The organism is Flavobacterium sp. CYK-55 (genome assembly GCF_018413465.1).
Taxonomy (GTDB): domain Bacteria; phylum Bacteroidota; class Bacteroidia; order Flavobacteriales; family Flavobacteriaceae; genus Flavobacterium.
Window position 1 is genome coordinate 14515 of the sequence record NZ_JAHCDK010000016.1, and the last position, 26932, is coordinate 41446.

Consider the following 26932-nt stretch of genomic DNA (forward strand, 5'->3'; position numbering starts at 1 on the left):
TCAAAGAGGGATACATTTTTATTTTGTAGTCTTTAACTTTAATTAATCTCCTTGATTGTGTATTTTGTCGATTATTTGTGTGTTTTAATCGGATTTTTATTTAAATAAGCATAGGTTTGATGGTTAAAATGGTTTTCATCGTTTTGAGGCTCAAATTGACTTTTATCGGATTTATCGGTCTGTATAACTAATTAATTTGCAAGGCTTAAAATGGTGAACATACCTTTGTTCAATCCTATTGTTAGAAAACTTATGAAAACAAAAGCCAATCTTTTTTTATTTAAAATCACATTATTTTTGCTTGTATTGCTTTCAATGCAAGCTGCTAAAGCCCAAGCTACTTTTAATTCTCAAGCTACCGGTAACTGGTCAGCGTCAGGAAGCTGGACAAGAGTTAGTGGTACAGATGCTGATGGTGTTCCTGATTCAAATGATACCGTAGTTATTGTTTCTGGTCACACCATTACAGTCAACGGAACTTTTGCATGTTCTTCAATTACCGTTGGGCCTGTGAGCAATACCGTTAGTACTTTGAGCTTTAATAGCGGCTCATCATTGACCGTGTCTGGAACCGTTAGTTTAGGAAATTCCGGTAATGCAAACCGCAGAGGTTCAATTGTTATGACCAATGGCGGAACACTTAGTTGTACCGGTTTTGTGTTGAACAATGCAGGAGCCAATACTTTTACCACCGGAACGGGCTTGGTAGTATTGACAGCAACTAATACCTTACCAGCTACAGTTTTTACAGCTTTTAATGATTTGCAGATATCATCGGGAACAACCAAGCTAGGTGCCAACACAACCATCAGCGGAGTTCTTGATTTGACTTCAGGGAATTTAGATGTTAATTCATTTACAGCTTCAGCTGCTGAGTTGACAGGTTCAGGAAATTTAATCAATTCTTCAACGGCAGATATTTTTACTGTAGGTAGCGGTAACACGGACAATTCATACTCTGGGGTTATGTCTGCTACTACAGCGGCCAACTTGGCCATCACCAAAACAGGAACGGGTAAACTTACCATTTCAGGGAATAACACCTATACGGGAACTACAACACTTAGTGGTGGTACGTTAGAAATTGCCGCCGCTGATAGAATTGCCAATGGTTCGCCCATCAACTTCAACGGAGGAACTTTCAGCACTGGGGCCACTACCGGATTCAATGAAACCTTGGGTGTGGCTAGTTTAAATGCCAATTCATCGATTAAATTGGGAACAGGTGTTCATACTTTAACCTTTGCTAACAGTAGTGCTGCCACTTGGGGTACTTTTATACTAACCATTGATGGTTGGTCCGGAACCGGAGGTTCAACCGGAACAGCTTCTGAGGGTAAAATTCAGGTGGGAACCGGTGGTTTGATTGCAGCTCAATTGCTCAAAGTTCAGTTTACTGGTTTTCCGTTAGGAGCTACCATTACTGCTTCTGGTGAATTAGTTCCATCCAAAAATATATTCTATTCTAAAGGAAGTTTAGCTTCGCAAACGGCTGCTAATTGGAACTCTAAACGAGATGGTTCAGGAACCGATGCAACGGCTGCTGATTTTACAGCAGGAACCTTCTTTGTGATTCAAAATGGTCACACCATGACCAATAGTGGTGCTTGGTCTTTATCAGGAACTAGTTCAAAATTGCAAATTGAGAGTGGCGGAACATTAGTGGCTCCTACAGCAGTTACTCTGGCGGGTGCAACTACTTTTCAAATAGATAACGGTGCAACTTATATACACCAAAACACAAGTTCGTGGGCTTCGACCATTTTTGCCGGAACTGAAGTTTTCGGAAACAGCAGTACCATTGAAATCAACAGAACCAATACTACTTTGCCAATCAATAATGCATATGGTAATTTAACCATTAATCTTACAACTGACCCGGGTGCTAACATCAGTTTTGCCAATTTACTCACTACTATAAACGGAAATTTAAGCATTCAAAATACACAAAGCAGAGAAGTCAGGTTGTTAGCCAATACTACAGCTACCCTTAATATTGCCGGTGATTTAACCATTTCTGGCGCCACTTCAAATTTTGTATTTACTTCGGGTTCAGGGATAGCTACTGTTAACGTTGCCGGAAACACCACCATCAGTGGAGGAACCCTGAACTTAAGCGGTGGTTCGGCTAATGGATTGTTAAACTGTACCGGTAACTTTACCCATACCGGCGGAACAGTCACTGAAACCGGAACTGCTACAGGTTGTTTGATCAGCATGGTGGGAAACACAGCCAAAGTAATTGAGAGTACCGGTTTTGCCAATACAGTCAATTTTACGATAACTCCAAACGGTTCAGGAACTGTTGAAGTGGCAACCGGAAAAACATTTGTTGTTGCCGGGACTACAGTTTTTAATATTCTTAGTTCATCTTCGGGTATTGAATTAACGGTAAACGGCACACTAAATAGAACTTCTTCAGGAGCTATTACAGCATCCGGAGATTTGAGTTTTGCTTCAGGCGGAAAATACATTTCAAATTTTGCTACAGCAACCATTCCAACCGCAACTTGGAATGCCAATTCAACTTTGCAAATTGATGCTTCAATTGCCAGCAATGAATTTACAGAAAGCTTTGGTCATGTTGTGATTAATGGAGCGTCAGCCTTTAATATGGTAACAGGTGCAACTAATCCGACCATTCAAGGAAATTTAACCATATCAACAACCGGTACTGTTGGCTTGTCAAACTCGACTACTTCGGCTTCAACATTAACGGTTAATGGTGATTTAATTATTGATACAAACGGTACGTTAATTATTGACAACTCAAACGGTACTTCAAACATATCAAAGAAAATTGTTGTTAATGGTAATTATAACCAAAGCACCGGAACTTTGAATTTCTGTAACTCTACCGGAGCAATTACACCCGCCACGCGGAATGCTCAGTTAGACGTTTATGGTGATTTCTCTCATACCGGAGGATTATTAACAGAAACGGCAAGCGATACAGATATGATCACACGCATCAACTTGCTCGGAACTGCCTCAAAAAACTTTGAAACTACCGGACAAACCGGACTAGTTGAATTAGTCATCAACAAATCAGGCACAATAGGAAATGATTTTGCTTCATTGTCTGCAAGTTCAGCTATTAGTCATAAGCTTACTTTAACCGACGGATTATTGGTCTTAGGAAGCAACCATTTAACCATGGCAGCTGCTGCTACTATTACTTCGCCGGGTTCAACAACCTCTATGATTGTTGCTGACGGTTCGGGGGAGCTCAGAAAAACATATACCGCAACGGGTTCTTTTGTTTATCCGATAGGTGATAACACATCAACACTTGAGTACAGCCCGGTAACTGTAAATGTTACAGCTGCAAGCGGTTTTTCATCTGCTTATGTAGGCGTGAATTTAGAAGACAAAAAACACGATGATAACAGCAGTACGACGCATTATTTGACTCGTTCTTGGAAAGTTTCTCAATCTGGTATTACCGGTTGCACAGCTACCGTTACCGGAACTTATTTGAATACAGTTGCAGATGTTACCGGAACATTGGGTAGCATTAAAGCTGCACAACTCAATGGTTCATTTAATCAAGCAACCAATCCTTGGGTTAAAACCGGGGGAAGTGTTTTATCGGGTACAACCTTAACTTACACGGGTGCTAATATAACGGCAGGACAAGTATCAACTTTTACCGGAATAACTTCGGCTGACCCTACAGTAAGTATCAGTGGCGGAGGAATTTCAATCTGTAAAGATGCTTCAGCTCCAACACTTGTTGCGAATCCTTCTGGAGATGGTGCTTTTACCTACGCATGGTCGGGCGCTATTTCCGGTAGTACAACATCGGCATCAGTATTGGCTGATACAAGTGTATCGGGTGCTAATGCATATACAGTTGTGGTGAAAGATGCAAACGGAATTAGTTCAGCTACCAGCAGTGCTGTGACGGTAACGGTTGGTCCAACTACAACTTGGTCAGGTACTGCATGGGACAACAGTGCTCCTGTTGCAACATCAACTGTTGTTTTTGACGGAGATTATGTTGCATCAAGTAATATTAACGCTTGTAAAATTACAGTCAACAGTGGTGTGGTTAATATTCCTAGTGGTTACAATGTAACTATTGATGGAGCTTTAACAGTAACCGGTGGTAGCTTTACACTTGAGAATAATGCCAATTTGATTCAAAATACAACAACGGCCAATTCTGGTAATATCATTGTTAAAAGAAACAGTTCTGCTTTGCTCAGACAAGATTATACCTTGTGGTCATCACCGGTTTCAGGGCAAAATTTATTGAGTTTTTCACCGCAAACCTTAACGAATCGTTTTTATACTTATGCTACCTCGCCAAGTAATGTTTTTGTTGCGGTGCCAAGCCCGTTAACGACCAACTTTGCTGATGCAAAAGGATATTTAATTCGTATGCCCAACAACTGGACACCATCAATACCAACGGCATATAATGGTTCTTTTACAGGTGTCCCGCACAACGGAACCTACAATGTAACTATGGATGATTTTGGAGCGGGTAATCGATTTAACTTGGTGGGTAATCCATATCCTTCGCCTATTTCTATGTCTACTTTTGTGAGTGAGAACAGCAACATTACCGGAACTTTGTATTTCTGGAGAAAAACCAATAATGCGGCCAGTCCGACCTATTGTTCATGGGCGGGCGGTGTTTTTGTATCGAACGGTGAAGCTCAAGTATTTAATCCAAACGGAATTATTCAAACCGGTCAAGGGTTTTTTGTTGAAGCCAATGGCTCAGGAACTTCGTTAGCGTTTAACAATTCACAGCGAGTATCTAATTTCAACAATCAGTTTTTCAGAAATGCCAGTACTGATGAGCACCATGTAGTATGGCTTAATGCCACTAATGCTTCAGGAGCCTTTTCACAGATGGCTTTAGGATATCATTCAGGAGCAACTGCCGGAATTGATTTATACGATGGTAAATACTTGAACGATGGTCCAATTGCGTTGAATAGTGTGGTTAATCAAGTTGATTACACCATTCAGGGAAGATCTTTTCCGTTGGACCCTTCAGATGTTGTTCCTTTGAGTTTTAACGCAACCACAGCAGGAGATTACACGATTGCTATTGATCATGCTGAAGGTGTTTTTGCTACTACGCAAGACATTTTCTTGAAAGACAACCTAAACAATACCATTCATGATTTAAAAACAGGCGGATATAGTTTTACAACTCCCGCCGGATATGTTAATAATCGTTTTGAAATCGTATATGTGAATTTGCTTAAAACCGATGCACCGGCATTTAATGCCAATTCTATTGTTGCATACAAACAAAATCAGCAATTGATTATTAACTCTGGTAAGGTTTTAATGCGTCAAGTTAAGCTTTATGATTTGCGCGGAAGATTGATTCTTGAAAAGGATAAAATTAATGCCCATGAGATTCAACTCAATACAGGTTCTCAAACGCAAGTATTCATTGCCAAAATTACATCAGATAATGATCAAACTGTAACCCTCAAGGTTGCTAACTAATACACTTCTACTTATTATAAATGAGCCCTGTTTTGACGCAGGGCTTTTTTTTATATCAATGTTTAATTGTAAGTTATAACTTATAATAAAGTTAATAATAATGCATTTCATCGATAAAATTGCGCATTTTATCGGATTTTTCGTTTCGCTTTTTAATTTCGTAATCGATTGTTCAAGTCAAAAGTTGGTTTTTGAATGACAATTGGATATTTAATGTCTACTTGATTTTGTCGGATTTTTTATTTTTTAAAAAACCAAAGAGTTTAGATTAAATATTTGATTTTAAGAAAGTTAAAAATGTTTGTAAGTATTTTAATAACTTTTTTATATGTCTTTCATCGGATTTTTGATTTGAATTTCCTTTGCAGCGGCGAAAGTGTCAATTCGCTGTTCAGAGTAGAGCAACAAAACAAAAAATTAAATCAAACTCAATTACAGATGAAAACAATTTGTGATGACCAGACAATGCGCAATGTTTCATACCTATATATAGGTATGAGTAATTTCCAAAAATGGCTGTTGTGTGTGATGTTACTTTTAGGAGGTACTGTATCAGCAGCTACCATTACCAGTACAACTACTGGTGGGACTTGGTCAACGGGCTCTACTTGGGTAGGAGGCGTTGTTCCCGGAACTGCCGATACGGTTATTATTGCTAGTGGTGCTACTGTTACTTTAACAGCGGCCAGAACAGTTGTCAACGTTACCATTAATACTGGAGGAATATTAAATATTGGCTCGGTCAATGCACTCACTGTGTCTGGGAATTTTGTAAATAACGGAACCTTCAGTGCTACAACCGGTAGGCTCTATTTGACCGGAACAACCGGAAGTTTTACCAATGCCGGAAGTTTTACTATGGGCGCGGGAAGGCTTTACTTAGCAGGAAATTTAACGAGTGCCGGGACACATACTTTAACCGGAACTCAAGTCCGTCTTACCGGAAATGCAACACAAAGCTTAGCTGGTTTCACAACCACAGGTTTGTTCAATATGCAAAAAACTGGTGGGACTGCTACTTTAATCGGAAACGTAAGTTCTGGAGGAATTACTGTCAATGGATCTGGAGGCTCAGTACTTAATTTAGGTTCGGGTCTTACGCATACTACAACCAACGTGGTTACCTTAACGTCAGGAACTATGAACGGTGGTTCAAGTACACTGAACATTAGTGTGATCAGCACCGGAGCATGGGCAGGTACGGGTACTGTGTTTGTAGCCGGAACCGGTAAAGTTGTTTTTAATGCTGCGGGTAATCAAACCCTCTCGGCTACCACAACAAATTTTAATAACCTGACCTTTGCAGGGTCGGGAACCAAAACAGTTACCACAACCCGATGTATTGTTAATGGTATTCTTTCTATGGAAGGAACTTCAACTATGTCAGCAGCGCCAACATACGGTACTGCGGCATCATTGATTTATAATACAGCAACAGCCAGAACTGCCGGTGCAGAGTGGTTGGCTACTTTTGCAGCAAGCGGTGGGGTAACCATATCAAATACCGGGGCTATAACAGCTAATGCTGCTAAAGTATTCAATGCTTCAGTGCCTTTGACCGTTAATGCAGGAGCAACTTTAAATTCCAATAATTTTCAGTTTACATTTGGAGGTAATTTTAATAAATCCGGAACATTCAATGCCGGAAGTTCACCTATTGTAATTGCCAATACAATGGCAGCTCAATCTATATCAGGATTCACTACCACAGGGTTAATGAGTATGACCAAAACAGCAGGAACGGCAACCTTAACGGGTAATGTTTCATGTAATGGAATCACCATCAACGGAACCGGTGGGACACTCAATTTAGGGGCGGCTTTAACACATACAACTTCGGGCGTGGTTACTTTAACGGCCGGAGCTTTGAATGCATCTTCATGTACTTTAAATGTTAATCCGATCAGTGCTACTGCCTGGAACGGAACCGGAACCGTTTTTACAGCCGGAACCAGTACCGTTAATTTTGGCGCTGCCGGAAATCAGACTTTATCGGCATCAGCAACTACTTTCAACAACTTGACTTTTTCAAATTCAGGAATCAAGACATTAACCACGGCCAACTGTACCGTTAGCGGGATTCTTTCTATGGAAGGAACGGCTACCGTATCAGCAACGCCAACCTACGGAGCTTCAGCAACACTTAGATATAACACAACTACAGCAAGAACTGCCGGAGTTGAATGGATTACACCATTTGCCGCTACAGGTGGTGTAAATATTGTCGGCTCTGGTGTGATTACGATGAATGCGGCTAAGGTTTTTAATGCTTCAGTACCGTTGACTATTAATTCAGGAGCTTCGATGGCTACTAATAATTTACAGCTCAATTTGGGAGGAAACTTCACCAATTCAGGAACCTTTACAGCAGGAAGTTCGCCAATTGTTATTGATAATACCATGGCAACTCAAAGTATAGCCGGATTTGCAACCACAGGTTTGGTAACTTTTGGCAAAGCATCCGGAACCGCTACCTTAACCGGAAATATTTCAGGCTCTGGTTTGACTGTAAATGCAACAGCTGGAACATTGAATCTCGGGTCGGCTTTAACGCATACTTTTTCAGGAAATTTAACGCGAACTGCAGGAACCTTAAACTTAGGGTCGAGTACCCTTAGAATTGCGGGTTCTGTGAGTGGAACTGGAGGAACTTTTACCGCGAGCACTGGTACTGTTGAATACAATGGTGCGGCGCAAAGTATTGTTAATTTGGCTTATTACGAATTAAGCTTAAGTGGTTCTGGAACCAAAACTTTTGCAGCAGCGACAACTGTTTCAAATGTCATTGCTATTGCATCTGGAGTTAACGCTAATTTAGGGACTGGATTCACTCATACGTCTAACGGTTTATCTTTTGCGGGTACACTACAAGTTATTGGCTCATGGGGAGGAACCGGATCAGGAGCTGCCAATGTCAATACAACTTATTTTGCTGCTGCAAGCGGACGAATCAATAACAATTGTAGTATTCCAACCATAACTGTTCAGCCTACTACACCAACAGCTACTTGCTCAGGATCGGGTGTTCAAAATATATCAGTAACTGCAAGCGGTTCGGGATTAACTTATTCATGGAGAAGAGGCGGAGTTGCGCTGACCAATGGCGGTGTCATATCAGGACAAGGAACAGCCACCTTAACGCTCACGGCCCCAACTGCTGCTGAAGCCGGAAGTTATGATGTTGTGGTTACAGGTACCTGTTCAACATCGGTAACCTCTACTGCGGTAACAGTAACAGTAAATGCTACACCAGCCCTCACCACACAGCCCTCGGCACAAGCGGTTTGTCAAGCCGGTTCAGGTTCGTTTGCTGTTGCTACTTCGGCCACAAGCCCAACTTACCAATGGCAATATTCAACCAATCCGGTGACTAGCTGGACCAATACCAATGGTTTAACCGGTTTTACCGGACATACGACAGCCACTTTGTCTTTTACCAATATTGCTTTAGCTAGAGACAATACCAACTTTAGATGTGTGGTTACCGGAACCAACACTTGTGCTACAAATTCAAATGTAGCTTTGCTTACCGTTTCACCAACGGCGGCTGTTGGAACCATTACGGGTAATCAATCAATTTGCAGCGGCTATGAGCCCAATGACGATATTACGCTTTCAAGTGCTTCGGGAAATATTCAATGGCAAAGTGCCGATGATGCTGGTTTTACTGTAAATGTAGCCGGTCTTGGTACAAATTCAACCACTTTGACTTCAGCAGAAATAGGTGTTTTAACACAAACCAAATATTTTAGAGCCCAAGTAAGTAGTGGTGCTTGTTCACCGGTATTCTCTTCAGTAGTGGCTGTAACCATCAGCAGTACTACTTGGACTTCAGCAGCCGGCGGATCATGGACCAACGGAGAGCCAACTGCAACAACCGCGGCGATTATTTCATACAACTATGCAACAACACATGATTTGTCAGCATGTACATTAACGGTCAATAATAATGCGGTAGTTACTGTAAACAGTGGTGATAGTATAGTTTTGAATGGCGCTCTCACAGTGGTTTCAGGTTCGTCATTTACTTTGAGCAACAATGCTAATTTGGTTCAAAATGCTGATGTTGCTAACTCGGGTAATATTGTGGTAAACCGATCAACGGCAGCACTCATGCGACAAGATTATGTTTTATGGTCTTCGCCGGTAAGCGGACAGCAATTACAGGCTTTTTCGCCCAATACTTTGTCAAATCGCTTTTATACTTATAATCCGAGTACAAACAATTATGCAGCTGTGGCATCACCGTCAACCACTAACTTTGCCGATGGGCAAGGATATCTGATTCGTTTGCCTAATACACATCCGGCTGCACCAACGGTATGGACCGGAACTTTTACAGGTGTTCCGCATACCGGACCTTATAGCGTTTCGGTCACTTCAGGAACTTATAACGCAGTCGGAAATCCGTATCCATCTACTATTGATGCAGATGCTTTTATTGCCGAAAACAGTCTAACTGAAGCGCTATATTTCTGGAGAAAAACCAATAACGCAGCTACCTCGTCTTATGCTACTTATACTTTGGCAGGTGGTGTTTCAAACTCGGCTGGAGATCCATTGGGATTAATTCCAAATGGCGCCATTCAAGTAGGGCAGGGCTTTATTGCTCAAGCAACTTCGTCAAGTCTAGATTTTACCAATGCCATGAGGATCAACAACAGTGACAATCAGTTTTTACGATTATCATCGGCCAATCGAAGCCGAATTTGGTTGAATTTGACTAATGATGCGGGCTATTTCGGGCAAACTATGGTGTCTTATATGCCAGATGCTACTGTAGATGTTGATGCGGCTATTGATGGTCGATATATCAATGATTGTCAAACGGCCTTGACTTCAATCATTAATAATGAAGAGTTTTCTATTCAAGGCAGACCACTTCCGTTAGCGCTTACAGATGTTGTTCAGCTCGGTTTTAAATGTGTCGATGCCGGTAATTTTAGTATTGCTATTGGTCAAACCGATGGAATGTTTGCTGCTGATGAAGAAAACTTGCCGGTTTATTTAAAAGATAACTTGACCGGAACAATTCACGATCTCAAAGCCGGAGCTTATAGTTTTGCTGCGCAGTCTGGAGTTGACAATACACGTTTTGAATTGGTTTATGAAAATTTACTTTCAACACAAAATCCGGCTTTTAATAATCAATCAGTGATTGTGTACAAACAAAGCAATAATCAATGGGTCATCAATTCAGGAGCTGTTAAAATCAAATCATATCAAGTATATGATGTTCAAGGACGTGTTTTGATCTCACAAGATCATATTTTTGCTTCTGAAGCCAAATTCACTGCCGCTGCAACCCGCGAAGTTTTGATTGTAAAAATTACTTCAGTTGATGGGCAAATCGTTACGCAAAAAATTATGAATTAAGTATACTATATATAGGTATAAAGTCTGCTCGGTGAGCAGACTTTTTTTTTGAAACAAATGTCGGGTTTTGATTGTTTTTTGTGCAACAGATTTCTGTGACAAAAAATAAGTTTTGTTTTATTTTGTCACAAAAGTTGTGACAAATTTTTTTCTCAAGTCATTTTTGTCACAAGTTTTGTGGCATTTTTTTTTCTTCGATGCATTTTGCCACAGAATACATTATTAAATAGAGAATAGAAATATTACAGCCCAAAACCCGATCTTATTTTATATCATTATTGAATCTAAAGGTAATTTTGCGCTTTTTTTTGTTTTAAAAAGTATAAAAGAGTGCGATTAAGTGCATTAGAATCATAAAAGGGTCTATAAACTGCACGTTTTTTTGGGCGAATGGCACGAGATTTTGATTTTTTGCAGCTTTAACGAGTTTTGGTGTTGTTGACCGAAAATATTTCAGTAGCCGGTGTGTTGGTCATAAGTTTGTCATGTACAAATGAAACAACAAACACACAGAATTATGAAATCAATCATCAACACCATCGCCGCTTCAGTAAACGTGAAAATGTTATTGGTAGTTGCCGTTATGTTGGTTTCATCTTCAAATGCATTTGCACAAACTACCATTGAAGTTCCTGCACAAACTACTGCATCAACTTCAGCAGTTGAGTCAAACAGCAACATGAACATGGTTTCATGGTTTATGATGACCAAACAAACTGCCAACGGTGTAATCACCAAAGAGAACACCGCTAAAAAACAAATGATTACTTCAGGAATTGCTCCAAATCGTTTGTTGATTAAAGTATTGTTGAAAAAAGCTTCACAATACGGTTCAAACATCGCATAGTTTTATTTTTAACATAGTTAGGTTAACTCAGAGAGCCTCCTTCGTCAAGGGAGGCTTTCACTTTTTTAGAACAACATTATATATAGGTATAGAGTTTTTATAATTGATTTTAATCCTCATATTATATATAGGTATAAAATTGAACTCAAATTCAATCAAAGTAATTGCAAAAAAATATGTTTGATGTTTGATACTGATTGTGTTAAAATGTTCAAAGCATATTATTTTTTTTAAATTAACATAATGATAATTTTAAAATTTAATTAACTTTGTTTTTGTATGCTAGATATTTTGTTTGCTTTTGACTTTTATTCATGTAAACACTTATCAAACAATACCAACCATCACCCACTAAAAAAACTATTAAGTTATGATTCAAAAACTACATGATTTTCTAACCGCAAAAAACGAAGCAGCCTCAACTTCGGAATTTGGTTTTGTAAAAATCCTGGGGTATGCATGTTTGTTGTTGCTTTCATTTCAGCAAACGATACAAGCGCAAACCGTAAGTGCAGATTATTCATTTTCTGAAACAACATCGGGTGCGGCCTATTCAGCCATAACCGGTGGTTCTGTTGTAGCTGGTTCTACCGCAGATTTTGTTAACCTAACCAATGTCAATGTGTCGATTGGTTTTAACTTTGTTTTTAATAATGTCTCTTACAACTCGGTTACCATTTCCGATAACGGCTTTATAACTTTTGGAGCAACCTCACCGGGAACTACGGTAACTCCTATTTCGGCAGCTACGGCATACAGCGGAGCGATTTCGGCTTATGGAGCCGCACTAGCCGGTTTGGCGGCTGATGGTTGTGAAATACGTTATGAAACCCTTGGAAGCGCAGGAAGTCGTGTTTTTGTGGTTCAATATAAAAATTTAAAAAGACGACCTATTGCTACCTATATAGATGGTTTGATGAATATTCAAATTCGTTTGTACGAAGCAGATATGCATATTGAGACTCAATGGAAAGATTTTACATCAACCAATGCGACCAGTTATACAGGGCAGATTGGTTTGAGAGGAGCTGCGAATACAGATTTTTTGAATAGAACTAATACGGCGCCTTCAGGTGTTACTACTTTTTATCCAAGCGCTGCCGGAACACTTAACACCTCAAACATGCCGACACGTCAGCCTGTAGCTGGAGTTTATGTTGGGCCGCCGGCTAATGTTACACACATCTGGACCCCGATTTGTTTTAACCCAACAGCTTTGGTGACCAATTTGCAAGTTGATAACACCACTGTAAATTTCTACTGGAATAATGCTGCTTTCCATACAGCTGCTTTTACCAATTATGTTTGGGAGGTGAGAAGTTCGGGAACCGCATTTAGTGGTCCGGGTGCAGGCTATTTTGCATCGGGTACTGCTGCCTCGGCTACCATAGGTTCGCCTATGAGTGTTACCGGTTTACTTTCGGGGGTTACTTATACTTTTTATGTGCGATCTAATTGTAAGCCTACTACTGTTTTTATTTCAGGAACTGTTACGCCAAGTTGTTCTACTCCGGTGTTTCCGTACAATGAAACTTTTGAAGGAATTACACCTCCGGCTATACCCAACTGTACTTCTACAGCGGTCACCACCGGTGTTGCCATGAGAACGCAAAACAATACCTCTACTCCTTATTATGGGTTTGCCAATAAAAACCTCATAACTGGTAGTGCTGCTGCACAAGATACTTGGTTTTTTACTCGATTGGTTTCATTGACATCTGGTAATACTTATAAGGTATCATATAAATATGGTGGCTCACGTGAGTTGGCTCAATTTACCCAAAGAATGAAAGTGGCCATGGGGGCAACCAACTCTGCGGCAGGTATGACTACAGTTTTGGCCGATCATGATGCAATTAAGACATCGCCCAACACTTTTACATTTAACTTTGTAGCTACTGCAACAGGTAATTTTTATTTCGGATTTAATGGCTATGCCGCTGCCACACAAGGATATTTACAAATTGATGACATTTCAATTGATGTTTCCAGTTGTGATAGACCAGTTGCTTTAACTTATGGTAGTATCACATCAAATTCTGCTATGGCCAGTTGGACACCGCCGGGAAGCGGTTCTCCAACAGGGGGTTATGAGTATTACTACACTACTTCAGCAACAGCTCCAATTGCAACTACTACCCCAATAGGCAGTACAGCGGCAGGGATTAATATTGTGAGTTTGTCAGGTTTAGCCTCATCAACAACCTATTACTTTTGGGTGCGTTCAGTTTGCGGAACCGATAAGAGTCCATGGTCAAATTTAGGAACTCCTACTTTTACAACAACAGCACCGCCGCCTTCGCCATGTACTCCGGCACCATCAAGTGTTGATAGTTCAGGGATAACCAATATTACTTTTGGAACTATTAATAATACTACTGGAGCCGAAGCGGGTAATTATGGTAATTATTCGAGTATGATTACCAATGTGGCACAAGGAGCTACAGTTAATATGTCGATTAGATATACAACGGGTATTTATTCATATTATACTAGGGTTTGGATTGATTTTAACAATAATGGAAGCTTCTATGATGCAGGTGAAGAGGTTTACTTTAGTGTAACTGAATTGCCTCCTGGTGTAAACAATATTAGTTTTGTAATTCCTGCCGGAGCTCCGTTAGGTGCTCATAGATTAAGAGTAGGAGGTGCTGATATTAATAATTTGTCTGGTACTGGAGCTGGGCAAGGAGCATGTTATACAGGTTCTTTTGGTACTTTTGAAGATTATAGTGTTTATGTAACTGTTCCGCCTCCGCCACTTGCAGTACTCGATGAAAACGGAAATACATCAACTTCGTTCTGTAGCGGAGGTACATCTCCTAAGGTGACCATCACTACTGGTGCTTCGCCTACATTTGATTTGTATACTTGGACCCCTAGTAATGGTGTTACAGCCGCCTCAGGAGGTTACTACTTTAATCCAACCGAAACAACTACCTATACTTTAAGTGCGGTTCAAACCAGTGGGGCATATTCAACCAATACGGCAACTTATACCGTTACAGTTAACCCTTTGCCAACAGTTATTAATATTGCACCTTCGGCTCCTACGGTATGTCAAGGGGCTGTGCAATCACTTACAGCTTCAGGAGGTATTATCGGAGATGTTCCAATTTTTGAGGAGAATTTTAACGGGGCTACCAATACTTTTACTTTAGTACACAACTCTGTAGGAGGCACGCCTGCCCTGGGTTATTGGGAGCTGCACAACAGCCCTTACTCAATTCCGACCGGAAATACTGATGACCCGATGACTATTTCTAGTAATGATGTTTCTCAGTTTTACATGTCTGATAGTGATTTACAAGGAAGTGCTGGTAATACCAATGAAGAGTTAATCTCGCCGGTAATTGATTTAACCGCCAATACAGATGCGAGTTTAAGTTTTTGGCATTATTACAAAGGTTTTTCAAATGGTTCTGCTGTTGTTGAGGTTTCGACCAACGGTGGTGGCTCTTGGACAGCTTTGCCGGGTGCTACTTGGACCACAGGTAGTCAAGGTTCTCCAACCGGGTTTGTCAATGTGGTGTTGAGTCTTTCTGCTTATGCTTACCCAGGCAACCCTAATAATAATTTTAGAGTTCGATTCAAGTATGCATCAAATTATGGTTACAGATGGTGTATTGATAATGTAAAAATTTCCGGTAGTGCATCTGCTACGGTTATTTGGTCACCAGCAACTGATTTGTATACCAATGCAGGGGCTACAGTTCCATATGATGGCGTGACTCCGCTTTCAACTATTTATTGCAAACCGAGTACAGGTTCAAATATTACATACACGGCAACTGCTACCACTTTGGCTCCGGCTCTTTGTGCCAGAAATCAAACGGTGACTGTTACTGTTACACCGTTTTCTGCCGGTACGGCCTCTGGTGATCAAACTATGATTTGTGGTGATACAACATTTGCCTCGAATATTACTTTGGCAGGATATGTTCCGAATAATTTATCGTCAATTGTTCGTTGGGAAATGGCTGATGAGCCAACCTTTGCTTCGCCAACTACTATTGCGGGTTCTGCCAATGTTGATGTAATTACTCCGGCAATGGTTGGAACTATTACCTTGAATACATATATCCGCGCAGTAGTTACAGGATGTAGAACGGGTTATTCAAACACTGTTTCTATCATGTATCCAACAACTACTTGGAACGGTGTTTCATGGGTTCCGGCGCCACCAACCAGTGCTGATCAGGCTGTGGTAGATGCCAATCTTACGATTAGTTCTGATTTGAATGCTTGTACTCTTTTGGTTAAGAATGGCCGAAATGTAACTGTTGCTGCCGGTGTTACCGTGAATGTAGAAAATAAAGTTAGCGTTTTAGGTATTGGTACCTTAGTGTTTAACAATGGGTCAAGTTTGGTGCAAGGTTCTTCAGTAACAACCAATACCAATACCGGAAATATTACTTATAAACGAAATGTAAACATCCGTAAGTTTGATTTTACTTATTGGTCTTCTCCGGTTTATAACCAAAATTTGAATTCTTTTTCAAATCTAACTTTGCCAGATAAGTATTTAACTTTTAACTCAGCGCTTTATATCTGGGAGTCTGCCCCGCCACTCACCACGCCAATGGATGCGGCTAAAGGCTATGCTATTCGCGGCCCACAGACTTATACTACTACACCTGCGTTGTGGACGGGTAATTTTGTTGGGGTTCCTAACAATGGAGACTACGCAACCAATGTGATCAAATCTGCGACGGGTGATTTAAACCTATTAGGTAATCCTTACCCGAGTGCTATTAGTGCTGATGCCTTTATTTTAGGGAATTCTTCAACTTTTGATCCGGGCAGTGGTGTAGGAACTTCATTGTATTTCTGGACACACAATACGCCATTAACCAATAATGCATACAGCGCTTCTGATTATGCAGCTTATAATTTTTCAGGCGGAGTTGGTACCGGTGCAGCTGCCGGTTCTGGTGGTGCTGCACCAAACGGAAAAATCGGTGCGGGTCAAGGGTTTATGGTTAAAGGCGTTAAATTGGGAACTTTCCCAATTGTATTCAAAAACAATATGCGTGTTGGAGGTGTTGGAAGCAATACACAGTTCTACAGACTTAATGGAGTTTCGTCATTGGCAAGTTTAGAGCGCAACAGAATTTGGCTTGATTTGACTAATGATCAAGGAGCGTTTAAACAAACCATGATTGGATATATTGAAAACGCAACCAATAATTTTGACAACGGCTTTGATGCTGAAGTATTAGAAGTTGGGAATCCAGTTAGTTTTTATTCTATTCAAGGCAACAATAAATTAGCAATTCAAGGACGTGCCTTGCCATTTAATAATCAAGATCAGGTAGTTATGGGTTATACAGTGCCGGTTGCTGGTTCATACAAAATTGCTATGCCTACTGCTGATGGTATTTTTGAAGCAGGCGCGGTTGCGGTCTATTTAGAAGATTTGTTGACACATGTAATTCATGACCTAAGAACCGGTGATTACAATTTTGTTTCTGAAGCAGGAAATTTTGAAAATAGATTTATTGTTAAGTTCAATAATTCTGCTTTGAGTCAGTCAGATTTCAATTTTGACAATACAGTTGTTGTATTCAAATCTAATAATGACTTGCATGTTGAAAGCTCAAATGTATTGATCAAAGATGTTCAGATTTTTGATGTTGCCGGTCGCGAGATCACTCAAAAATATAATATTAATGCAATGAAAACCTCTTTTCAAAATCTTAATGTAGCCAACCAAGTATTGATGGTTCAAATTACCGGAGTTAATGGTGAGGTTATAACTAAGAAGGTGATTTTCTAGTTTTTATACTGCAAATTTTAAAAATATTAACAAGACAGAAAGGCTTATGGTTTTTCTGTCTTGTTTTTTTTGTTTTTAATCGATTTTTCGTGTATTTCATCGAGTATGTCAATTTTCTAGTTAAAGTTTTATTAACTATTTTGTACTTTACGCTATTATTTAACCCAATTTTTTAATTATGAATGTAAACTACATTTCTTTGAGTTCTGGTAGGGATACCTGGCTCAAAAATGGAATTGGAGATTTGGTGGGCTTACCGCCGGGCTTCGGTTCAAAATTCCTGAAAGGGAAATGGTTAGTTTCGCTCGTTATGCTTGTGTGTTTGACTTTAGGTCAAAACGCGTGGGCGCAAAGTGCGGCTAACTATACGTTCTCTACCAGTACTGCTGGTTCATTGGCATTAGACAAAGATGGAAATGCCATTGACATGAGTACCGGTACTACTCAACTCTACGGAGCCAATGTCGACACCTACACAAATCCAGGTGCGCAAAACTTCGGTTTTACCTATTATTTTATGGGTACTGGTTACACTCAATGGAACGCCAATCCTGACGGACAAATTCGTTTAGGGAGCACATTGCTTACTGGTCATACCAGTTCTGCTGCTGCTGGTGCTGCTATTTTGTTAGCCAATAACATTGACTCTAAAACAGGTACTACAACCGGTAAAGTACATTATAAGGTACAAGCCGGAACCGGTGGTCAGGTTTTGATTGTTGAGTGGAAAGATATTCTCATCAACTGGAATGCTACAGGTACAACCCTGTCAACATTCCAAGCTCGTGTTTATCAAACCGGTGCTGTAGAATATGTTTATGGTTCAATGTTCAATAGTTCAACTTCTGCAATGTCCACATCAATTGGTTTTGCAACCGGTATAACTGCTGGTGCCATTGGTCAGGTGTTAACTATCAATGCTACGCCAACGTATAGCTCAACAGCTACTAGTTTAACAACTACATCTTTTACGGCTAGTTCAGCAATGGCTAACTTGAACTCTTCAGCTGATGGTAGCAGAAGAGTTTTTTCATTTACTCCGGTAAACACTACTGCTCCTGCTGATCCAACTACTTTAACATTTACAGGTGTTGGTCTCAATGCTACTACGGTTAACTGGGTGGATAATTCAACTAATGAGGTTGGATTTTTAATCACTAGAGCTTTAGATGCCGGTTTTACAACTGGGGTGACTACAACGTCTGTTGCTAGTACTTCTTCTGCTACAACCGGAACTGCTTATAACTCAGTTCAATCTTCTTTGTCGCCGGGTACTACTTATTATTATAAGGTACAGGCAATTGTTGAGGCAGCTGTTAGTGCTGGCTTAACAGGTTCGCAAGCTACAACCGCAGGTGCTACCTATTATTGGGTAGGGGTTTCAGGTTCTACTTGGGGTCTTGCATCAAACTGGAATACTAATCCAGCTGGTGGTGGTTCAACAAGGTCTACAGTTGCAACAACTGACGTTTTGATCGTTGACGGTGCGGGTACAACTCCAGGTGGTTCTTTGATCATCAGTCATGATGTAGCTTCGCCTACTATTGGTCAATTTAAAGTAACAAGCAATACCAACTTAACACTTCAGTCAAGTGCTACAACTACCCGTACAACTACGATTTCTGGTGGTGGTGGTGATGACTTAGTTGTTGAGGCTGGTAGTACCTTGAATTTAAGTAATGCTACTAATGCTGCTGCATTCGCTTTCTCAGGTACAGCCAATACTGGTTTAATTGCTGGTACGTATAATGCTTCAGGAAGTACTGCTAACGTAATTACTACTACTGGTGGTACGGGTACTTTAGTAACTGTAACTGGTACTGTGAACAACAACATTGTGGGTTCTTCAGGATGTATGACAGGTTCAACAGCTACTTTAGCTTTTGCTGCCGGTTCTAACTATTCTCACGGTTCGTTTACTACTACAAATGGTTTTATTCCTTTGGCAACTTGGGATACCACTTCTACAGTAACTATTACTGGTGGTACAACATCAACCGCAATCACTAACCCAACACAAAGTTTCGGTAATTTTGTATATAATTCTACAACTTCAACTGCTACTATGAGTGTATGGACTAGTGGTACTACTGCTGTTGTTAAAGGAAACCTTACTATTACTGCAACCGGTACGGGTATTTTCAGAGCTGTAACTTCTGGTACAGTAACTGTAAATGGTAATATTAACATTAATGGTGGTACTTTCCAAGTAGGTAACGGTACAACTTCTACCAATGGTGTTGTGGCGTTAGGAACTACTACAGTTGCTGCCACAGGTACATTAAGTTTAAATTCTGCAGTGTTTTCTCAAAGAGGGGCTAGCTTAGTAAATAATGGAGTAATGACAGGTACGGCTTCGGCTTCAACTTTGCAATTCTTCTCTCCAACCAACGTGGCTCAAACTTTGTCAGGTTCTGGAACCGTATTGACTAACATCGGTACAATTTCTGTTCAAAACACAAGTGGTTTGACTATAACACATACCAATGCAATACCAACTTTAAGAGTAAACTTATTTAACGGGACTATTACTGGAAGTGATAAAATTACTTTAGGTACCGGAGCTGCTTTAAACACAACGGTTCAGATTGGTTATGCTGGTAATACTTTAGCGGGAGGTTCATTTGATGTGGCTCCTACTTGGAACTTGGGTACAGGAACTCATGCAGTGATATATGCAGCTGAGTTGGCTTCAAGAACTACTGGTCTTGAAATTCCGCCATCTCGAGTATTGGGTTCAATGTCTTCTACCAACGCCAACGGTGTGGTTGTATCAGGAGGTAACTTGGCAACAGGTACTTTAACTTTCGGTACAGGAACAGGTAACATTACTACTGACGCTTCAAATGTATTGACTGTAACTGGTACTACTACCGGAAGCATCGTAAGAACTTCAACTACGGCTTATGTAAATGGTCCTTTGGCTTTAACATTGCCGGCTAGTTTGGTTACGGGTTCTAACTATACTTTCCCAATTGGTAAAAGTGCAATGAACAACTTTGTATTGGTTAATCCAACTACCAATGCAGGTGGTACAGTAACTGTTCAAGCTGAAGCTTTTGATGGTGATTCAGGTGGTACACCTGGTTTGAACATCAGTGCAATCAGTACTACTAAATATTGGGCAGCTAGTATCACAGCTGGTGCTGCTAACTTTACCGATACTTTGATTCAATTGAACGCTGATCCAACAGGAAGAGATGCTATTGCTGCTAGCTCTACTGTAAACGGTGCTTATGATATTCAAGGTGGTGTAACAGTTACTACAACTGCTTCATCTATGGAAACTAGTGCGCCTAAAAACACTACTTTACCAGGTTTCTTCTTGATGGGTAACAAAGCTGCTGCTAGCTTGTCTAACTTAGCTTATACTCCATCAACTACTCAGTGTGTGAGCACTGCAAGAACTGTTACAGTTGATGTAACTCCGGGTGGAGCTGCTGTTACTGGTGTAGTGATTAACTACTCTGTAAATGGTGTTGCTCAAACGGCTATCACAATGACAAACACTACCGGTAACGGAGGTTTTGCACTTGATTCATGGTCAGGAGTAATTCCGGCTGTTACCCCAAGTAACGCTACCGTAACATGGTCAGTTACTGCAACTGATGGTAATGGTTTGGTTAAAACACAGACAGGTACTTCATACCAAGATGATCCGTTGTTTAATGCACCGGCTTCTGCAACTGCTTCAGTTAGCTCATATTGCGGTACTGGGTCTAGTGTATTGACGGCTTCATTATCTGCTACTGTAAACGGAATAATTGGTACAGGTACTACATTAACTTCTGCAACTACTCAGCCAACTGCTTTTTGTAACAGATGGCCTTCGTACAGAATGCAATTAGTGTATACTGCTGCTGAGCTTGCTGCTGCTGGTTTAACTGCCGGTAACATCAATTCAATGGCATTTAACATTACCTCTTTAGGTGATGGTGCTACCAACTCAGGTTTTGTTGTTAAGATCGGTCATACAGCTTTGTCAACTTTGTCAGGTGATTTCCAGGCAACTACAGGTTATACAACTGTTTACCCTTCACAAACATACACCCATACTGCATCAGGATGGCAGACAATTCCTTTCTCAACTCCATTTGTTTGGAACGGAACATCTAACATCATTATTGATATGGTTCACAATGGTGCTGACGCTACAAACAACTCAACTACCTATTATACTGCTACTGCGGGTAATACAGTTGCTTACACTACTACTGCGTCTACCAATGCTGCTAGCTTTAGTACAAACCGTTTAAACATTACTTTGTCAGGAACTACATCGTATCCTATGGATTCAGTAGTTTGGTCAAACGGTGATACAGGTGCTACTACTACAGTTAGCCCAACATCTACAACTTCTTACACCGCTACAATTACTTCTGGTGCTTGTTCAAAAGTTACTCCATCGGTAACGGTAACGGTTAACCCGGTTCCAAGTGCTCCGGTTCAAGATGTTGCTACTCCAACTTGTGGTACAGGAGTTCCTACGGTTTCAGTTACTGATCCGAATGCTTTCACAACACCTACCTTTAAATGGTATGCTGATAACACAACCACAACCGCATTACAAAGCAGTACTTCTGCAACTTATACTTCTAGTATTAGTGCTACTACTGATTTTTACGTTTCAGTGGTTGACCCTTCAACGGGTTGCGAAAGTGCAAGAACATTAATTACTGCGGTAGTTAATACTCCAGACGCAATTGATACAATTGCTAATCAATCAGTTTGTATTGGTGGTGGATTTACTTTAACTGCTACAAGTATTAATCCAGCTTACACCTACACTTGGACTTCAACTGCTGGTAGTGGAATTTCAGGTGCTTTAAGCGGTGCTACACAAACCATTACTCCAACAGTTGCTGGTACTTATACTTATACAGTAACCGGTACTGACGGAATCTGTACTGCGACTACTACTTTTACAGCTACCGTAACACCTTACCCTGTATTAACATCGGCTTCAGCATCACCTGCTGCAGTTTGTGCTAATGGTGTAAGTACTTTGACGGCTACTTATCCAACTTCATTATTGTTCTCAACCAGTACAGGTGCTTCTCTAGACCCGATGACTGGTGCAACAACAGTTTTGACTACAAGTAATGACGATGATGTAACAGTTGCTCCGGCTAATATCGGATTTAACTTCGTATTGAATGGAGTTTCATATTCTCAGTATTCAGTTTCGCCTGACGGATGGATTATGTTGGGCTCAGCTACTGCGTCTAATCAATTTACCAACTCTACTACAAGTACTTCTAATATCCCTAAATTGTATCCTTATTGGGATGATTTAGCTACAGGTACTACAGGTAGTGTTCAAACTTTGGTTACCGGTACAGCTCCAAACAGAATTTTTAAAGTTCAATGGAACGTTACTATTCCACGTAATACAACAGGTGCTGCGAATTCAACATTCCAAGCATGGTTGTATGAAACTACTAACGCTATTGAGTATCGCTACGGTACTATGGGAACACCAAGTTCTGGTACAATCTCATCTGGTTATACCATCAGCGGAACTAACTTTAATAGTATTTCATTTGCTACAGATACAAACAGTACTTCTACTGCAAATGATTCAAACACTATTGCGCCTGCTTCAGGTAAAATGTACACATTTGCTCCACCGGCTGCTCCAGTGATTACTTGGTCACCAATGGATGATTTGTATACTGATGCTGCTGCAACTACACCTTATACTGGTGGTTCTGCTTCTACAGTTTACTCAAAACCAACCGAAACCAGAACTTACTATGCTACTCGCGTAGGAGTTAATGGTTGTGATACAGTTTCTTCTCCTATTGTGGTAACACAAAATGCTGAGGCTGTTAACGCCATTACAGGTGGTGCTACTACAGTTTGTTTGGGTACGCCAACTATTCCTGCTTCAGTTCAGTTTTCTAGCTCTGTAGGTGTTGAGTGGATTTCATCTAACCCTGCTGTAGCAACTATTGATGTTGACGGTATTTTAACTCCGTTAACAGCAGGTTCTACTGTTATTAGTGCACGAATTGTAAACACAATTACAGGTTGTACTTCATATGCTCCGAATACGGTTACGGTTGATGTTTATGCTCCATTGAGTATTACAACTAATCCATCTTCAGTAAACGTTCTTGCATACAACGGAGTTGATCCAACTACTACTACCTTTACTGTAGCTGCTTCTGGTTCTGTTTCAGGATATCAGTGGCAAGTATCACCAACAGGTGCTGAAGGTTCATTCGTAGATGTTTCTGGTCCTGAGTTCTCAGGTGCTACTACAGCTACTTTGACTATTTCAAACGCTACACTTTCAATGACTGGTATGTATTATCGTTGCTTGGTTGCTGGTCAAAGCCCATGTGCTTCGCCGGTAGCTTCAGCAAATGCTTTATTGACGGTGTCTGATATTTCTATTACTGACCCGGTATTTGGTGCTCCAGTTTGTGGTACAGGTGACAGAAATGTTTCTGTAACTGTAACCGGAACTCCAGATGCTATTGTTTGGTTATATAGCGATGACAACGGTTTGAACTATAATATTATTGATGGTAGCCCTATCGGAGATGTTACATTTACAGGAGATGTAAATAGCAATACCCTTGAAATGGTAGGATTATCTTCTGCTAACGATGGTTGGAAACTTATTGCAGTAGCTGTTTTAGGTTCTACTGAAATTACTTCTAACCCTACAACTATTACGGTTAACACACCACAATCAGTAGTTACTACTGGTCCTGGAGCTGTTCAAGACGTAACAGTTTGTGGATTGGCAGCTTCTACTTCTACATTTACTGTATCGGCTACAGGTGCTACTGCATACCAATGGCAGTATTCATCAAACGGTGCTGACTGGGATAATGTTGTTAATGGTTTACCGGCAAACGTTACATATACTGGCGGAAATGGTACAACTTTAACTGTGAATGGTGCTTCTTCAATTGTTGCAGGTGTTCATTATTTCAGATGTAGAGTTAGCGGTCCTGCAGGATGTCCTGACATTGACTCTAACACTGCTGTGTTTACAGTTACTTCACCTACTATTGTTGCTACGCCTTCAACTGCATTAATTTGTAGCCCAAGCGGATCAGCGGTAACCCTTACTGCTAGCGGTGCTGGTGTTGATGGTACATACGTATGGTCACCAACTACTGGTTTAACCGGTACAGGTGATACAGTATCAGCTAATCCTACAGTAACTACTACCTATACTGTAACAGGTACTACAGCTGCCGGTTGTAGCAACACTGCAACAGTGGTAGTAACAGTTGCTCCTGATATGGTTGCTAGCGCAACTGTTTCTGCAACTCCAGCCACAATTTGTTCAGGTACTGATTCTCAATTGGTAGCTAATTCAGGTTTAGATGATGCATTTACACCTTATTGTACCCCAACTGTTACAAGTAGCGATGGATCTGATTTTATCAATAACTTCTCTTTTGCAGGTATTGTTAACAATGGATCTGGTCAATCAGCTGCTCAGTATGGTAACTTTACTTCATTAACTGGTAATGTTACTGCAGGTGTTGTTACTCCTTTAAGTATTCAATCTGGTTCAGGTTCAGGCCAACAATTTGGTGTTTGGATTGATTATGACCAAGATGGTACTTTTGAGGCTAGTGAGTTTAAAGCATTAACTACTTCAGGAACTACAGCGGTTGTAAACAACTCTGTTACTGTTCCGGTAACTGCATATAACGGAACTACTCGTATGAGAGTTGCTGCTAGATGGAGTACAGCTGTGGCTAGTACTATTTCTTGTGCTAACCCAGGATTTGGTGAGTTTGAAGACTATACTGTTGTAATTTCTGGTGGTACTACCAAACCAGTTTACACGTATTCATGGTCTCCAACAACGTTCTTGTCTAATCCAAATATTGCTAATCCGATTGCTACTGCGGTTACTGCTACTACTGAGTATACAGTAACTATTACTAGCTCTTCAGGATGTAGCACAACAAAAACTGTAACTGTTGGTGTTGCTGCTGATCCTGTGATCACTACTAACCCAGTAAGTTTAATGGGTTGCCAAGGACAAACTCTTGCATTTAGTGTTGCAGCTACGGGTGCTAACTTAGTGTATCAATGGCGTAAAGGCGGTGTTGACTTGTTTGGTGAAATTAACCCAACGTTAACTTTATTAAACGTTACTTCTGCTAACGACGGTAGCTATGATGTTGTGGTTACTTCTGCATGTGGTGGCCCTGCTGCTACGAGTACAGCTGCTACTTTAGTTGTTAACCCTATCCCAACTGCTACAGCTCCTTCAGCTCAAACAGCTTGTGCTGGTGTTATAACTTCACCTATTGCCTTGACAGGAACACCTTCTGGTGTAACTTTCAACATTACTGGTGGTTCAGCAATTGGTTTAGCTGATGTAACTGGTGTAACTGAAATCCCTTCATTTACAACTGTTGCAGGTTCAGCAACCATCTCAATTACTCCGGTTGCTAACGGTTGTACAGGTACAGCAGTAACTTTTGTTTACACTGTTAATGCACTTCCTGCAACTCCTACAGCTGGTTCTAATTCACCTGCTTGTACTAGTGGTAACATTGAGTTAACAGCTTCAACTGTTACTTTGAGTGGTTACTCAATGAACTCTAATAGTGGTGTTGCCTTTATTGACATCAATGCTACTGGAACTTCAGTAGGTGTTGTTGGTGATGATACTGAGCACAACATTACTATTCCGGCCTTTACTTTCAATGGCGTGTCTTACACTACTGCAAGAGTAGGTATGAACGGTGCTATTGTATTTGGTTCTACAACCGGTGATGTTGGTGTTTCTAATACAACAATGCCAACAACTTCAATGACTGCTGGAAATGCTTTCTTGGCACCACTTTGGGATGATTTAGATATCCAATCTGGCGCTTCAGTTAAAACGCAAACGGTAGGTAACTTGTTTATCATCCAATATAACACAGTTACTCATGATGCTTTGGCTTCTTTAACTGATTCTGTAACTTTCCAAGTACAATTGAATACTGTTACCGGAGCAATTACTTATGTGTATCCAGATGTTACTTTTGGTAATGCGACCAACGATTTTGGTGCAAGTGCTGCTGTAGGTTTACAATGGAGCACAACAGGAGGTATTACTTATTCTAATAATACTGCTAGCTTGTTAAACGGACAAAGTATTACTTTCACTCCAAACACAGCTACTTATTCTTGGACTGGTCCTAACGGATTTACATCTTCATTACAAAATCCTTCACTTCCTGCAACTGTAGAAGCTGCTGGTACTTATACTGTATATGTAACTAATCCTGCTACCGGATGTTCATCAGCTACATCTTCAACTACAGTTGTGGTTGATACAGCTACTACTTGGTATGCTGATGCTGATACTGACGGATTCGGTAATGCTGCTGTTTCACAAATGGCTTGTACACAACCATCTGGTTATGTTTCAAACAACACTGATTGTGATGACACTAACGCATCTATCTATCAACTTG

The 26932-nt window shown here is 40.5% G+C and carries 5 protein-coding genes; all 5 read left to right on the plus strand.

Annotation, left to right across the window (positions count from 1 at the left end):
- Positions 1–252: 252 nt before the first annotated feature.
- Entirely contained in the window at positions 253–5478 is a 5226-nt protein-coding gene (locus tag KIH23_RS13205; protein WP_213213977.1) for a T9SS sorting signal type C domain-containing protein, read from the plus strand.
- Positions 5479–5916: 438 nt separating this feature from the next.
- Positions 5917–10854, plus strand: coding sequence for a hypothetical protein (locus KIH23_RS13210; protein WP_213213978.1), 4938 nt, complete (start codon positions 5917–5919; stop codon positions 10852–10854).
- A gap of 517 nt (positions 10855–11371) precedes the next feature.
- Positions 11372–11701, plus strand: a complete 330-nt coding sequence (locus KIH23_RS13215; RefSeq protein WP_213213975.1) for a hypothetical protein — start codon at positions 11372–11374, stop codon at positions 11699–11701.
- 370 nt (positions 11702–12071) lie between these two features.
- Positions 12072–17480 (plus strand): GEVED domain-containing protein, encoded by a 5409-nt coding sequence (locus KIH23_RS13220; RefSeq protein ID WP_213213979.1) that lies wholly within the window; start codon positions 12072–12074, stop codon positions 17478–17480.
- A 178-nt stretch (positions 17481–17658) separates the two neighbouring features.
- Positions 17659–26932, plus strand: a 9274-nt coding sequence (locus KIH23_RS13225) for a beta strand repeat-containing protein (protein ID WP_213213980.1), incomplete at its 3' end; no start/stop codon positions are given.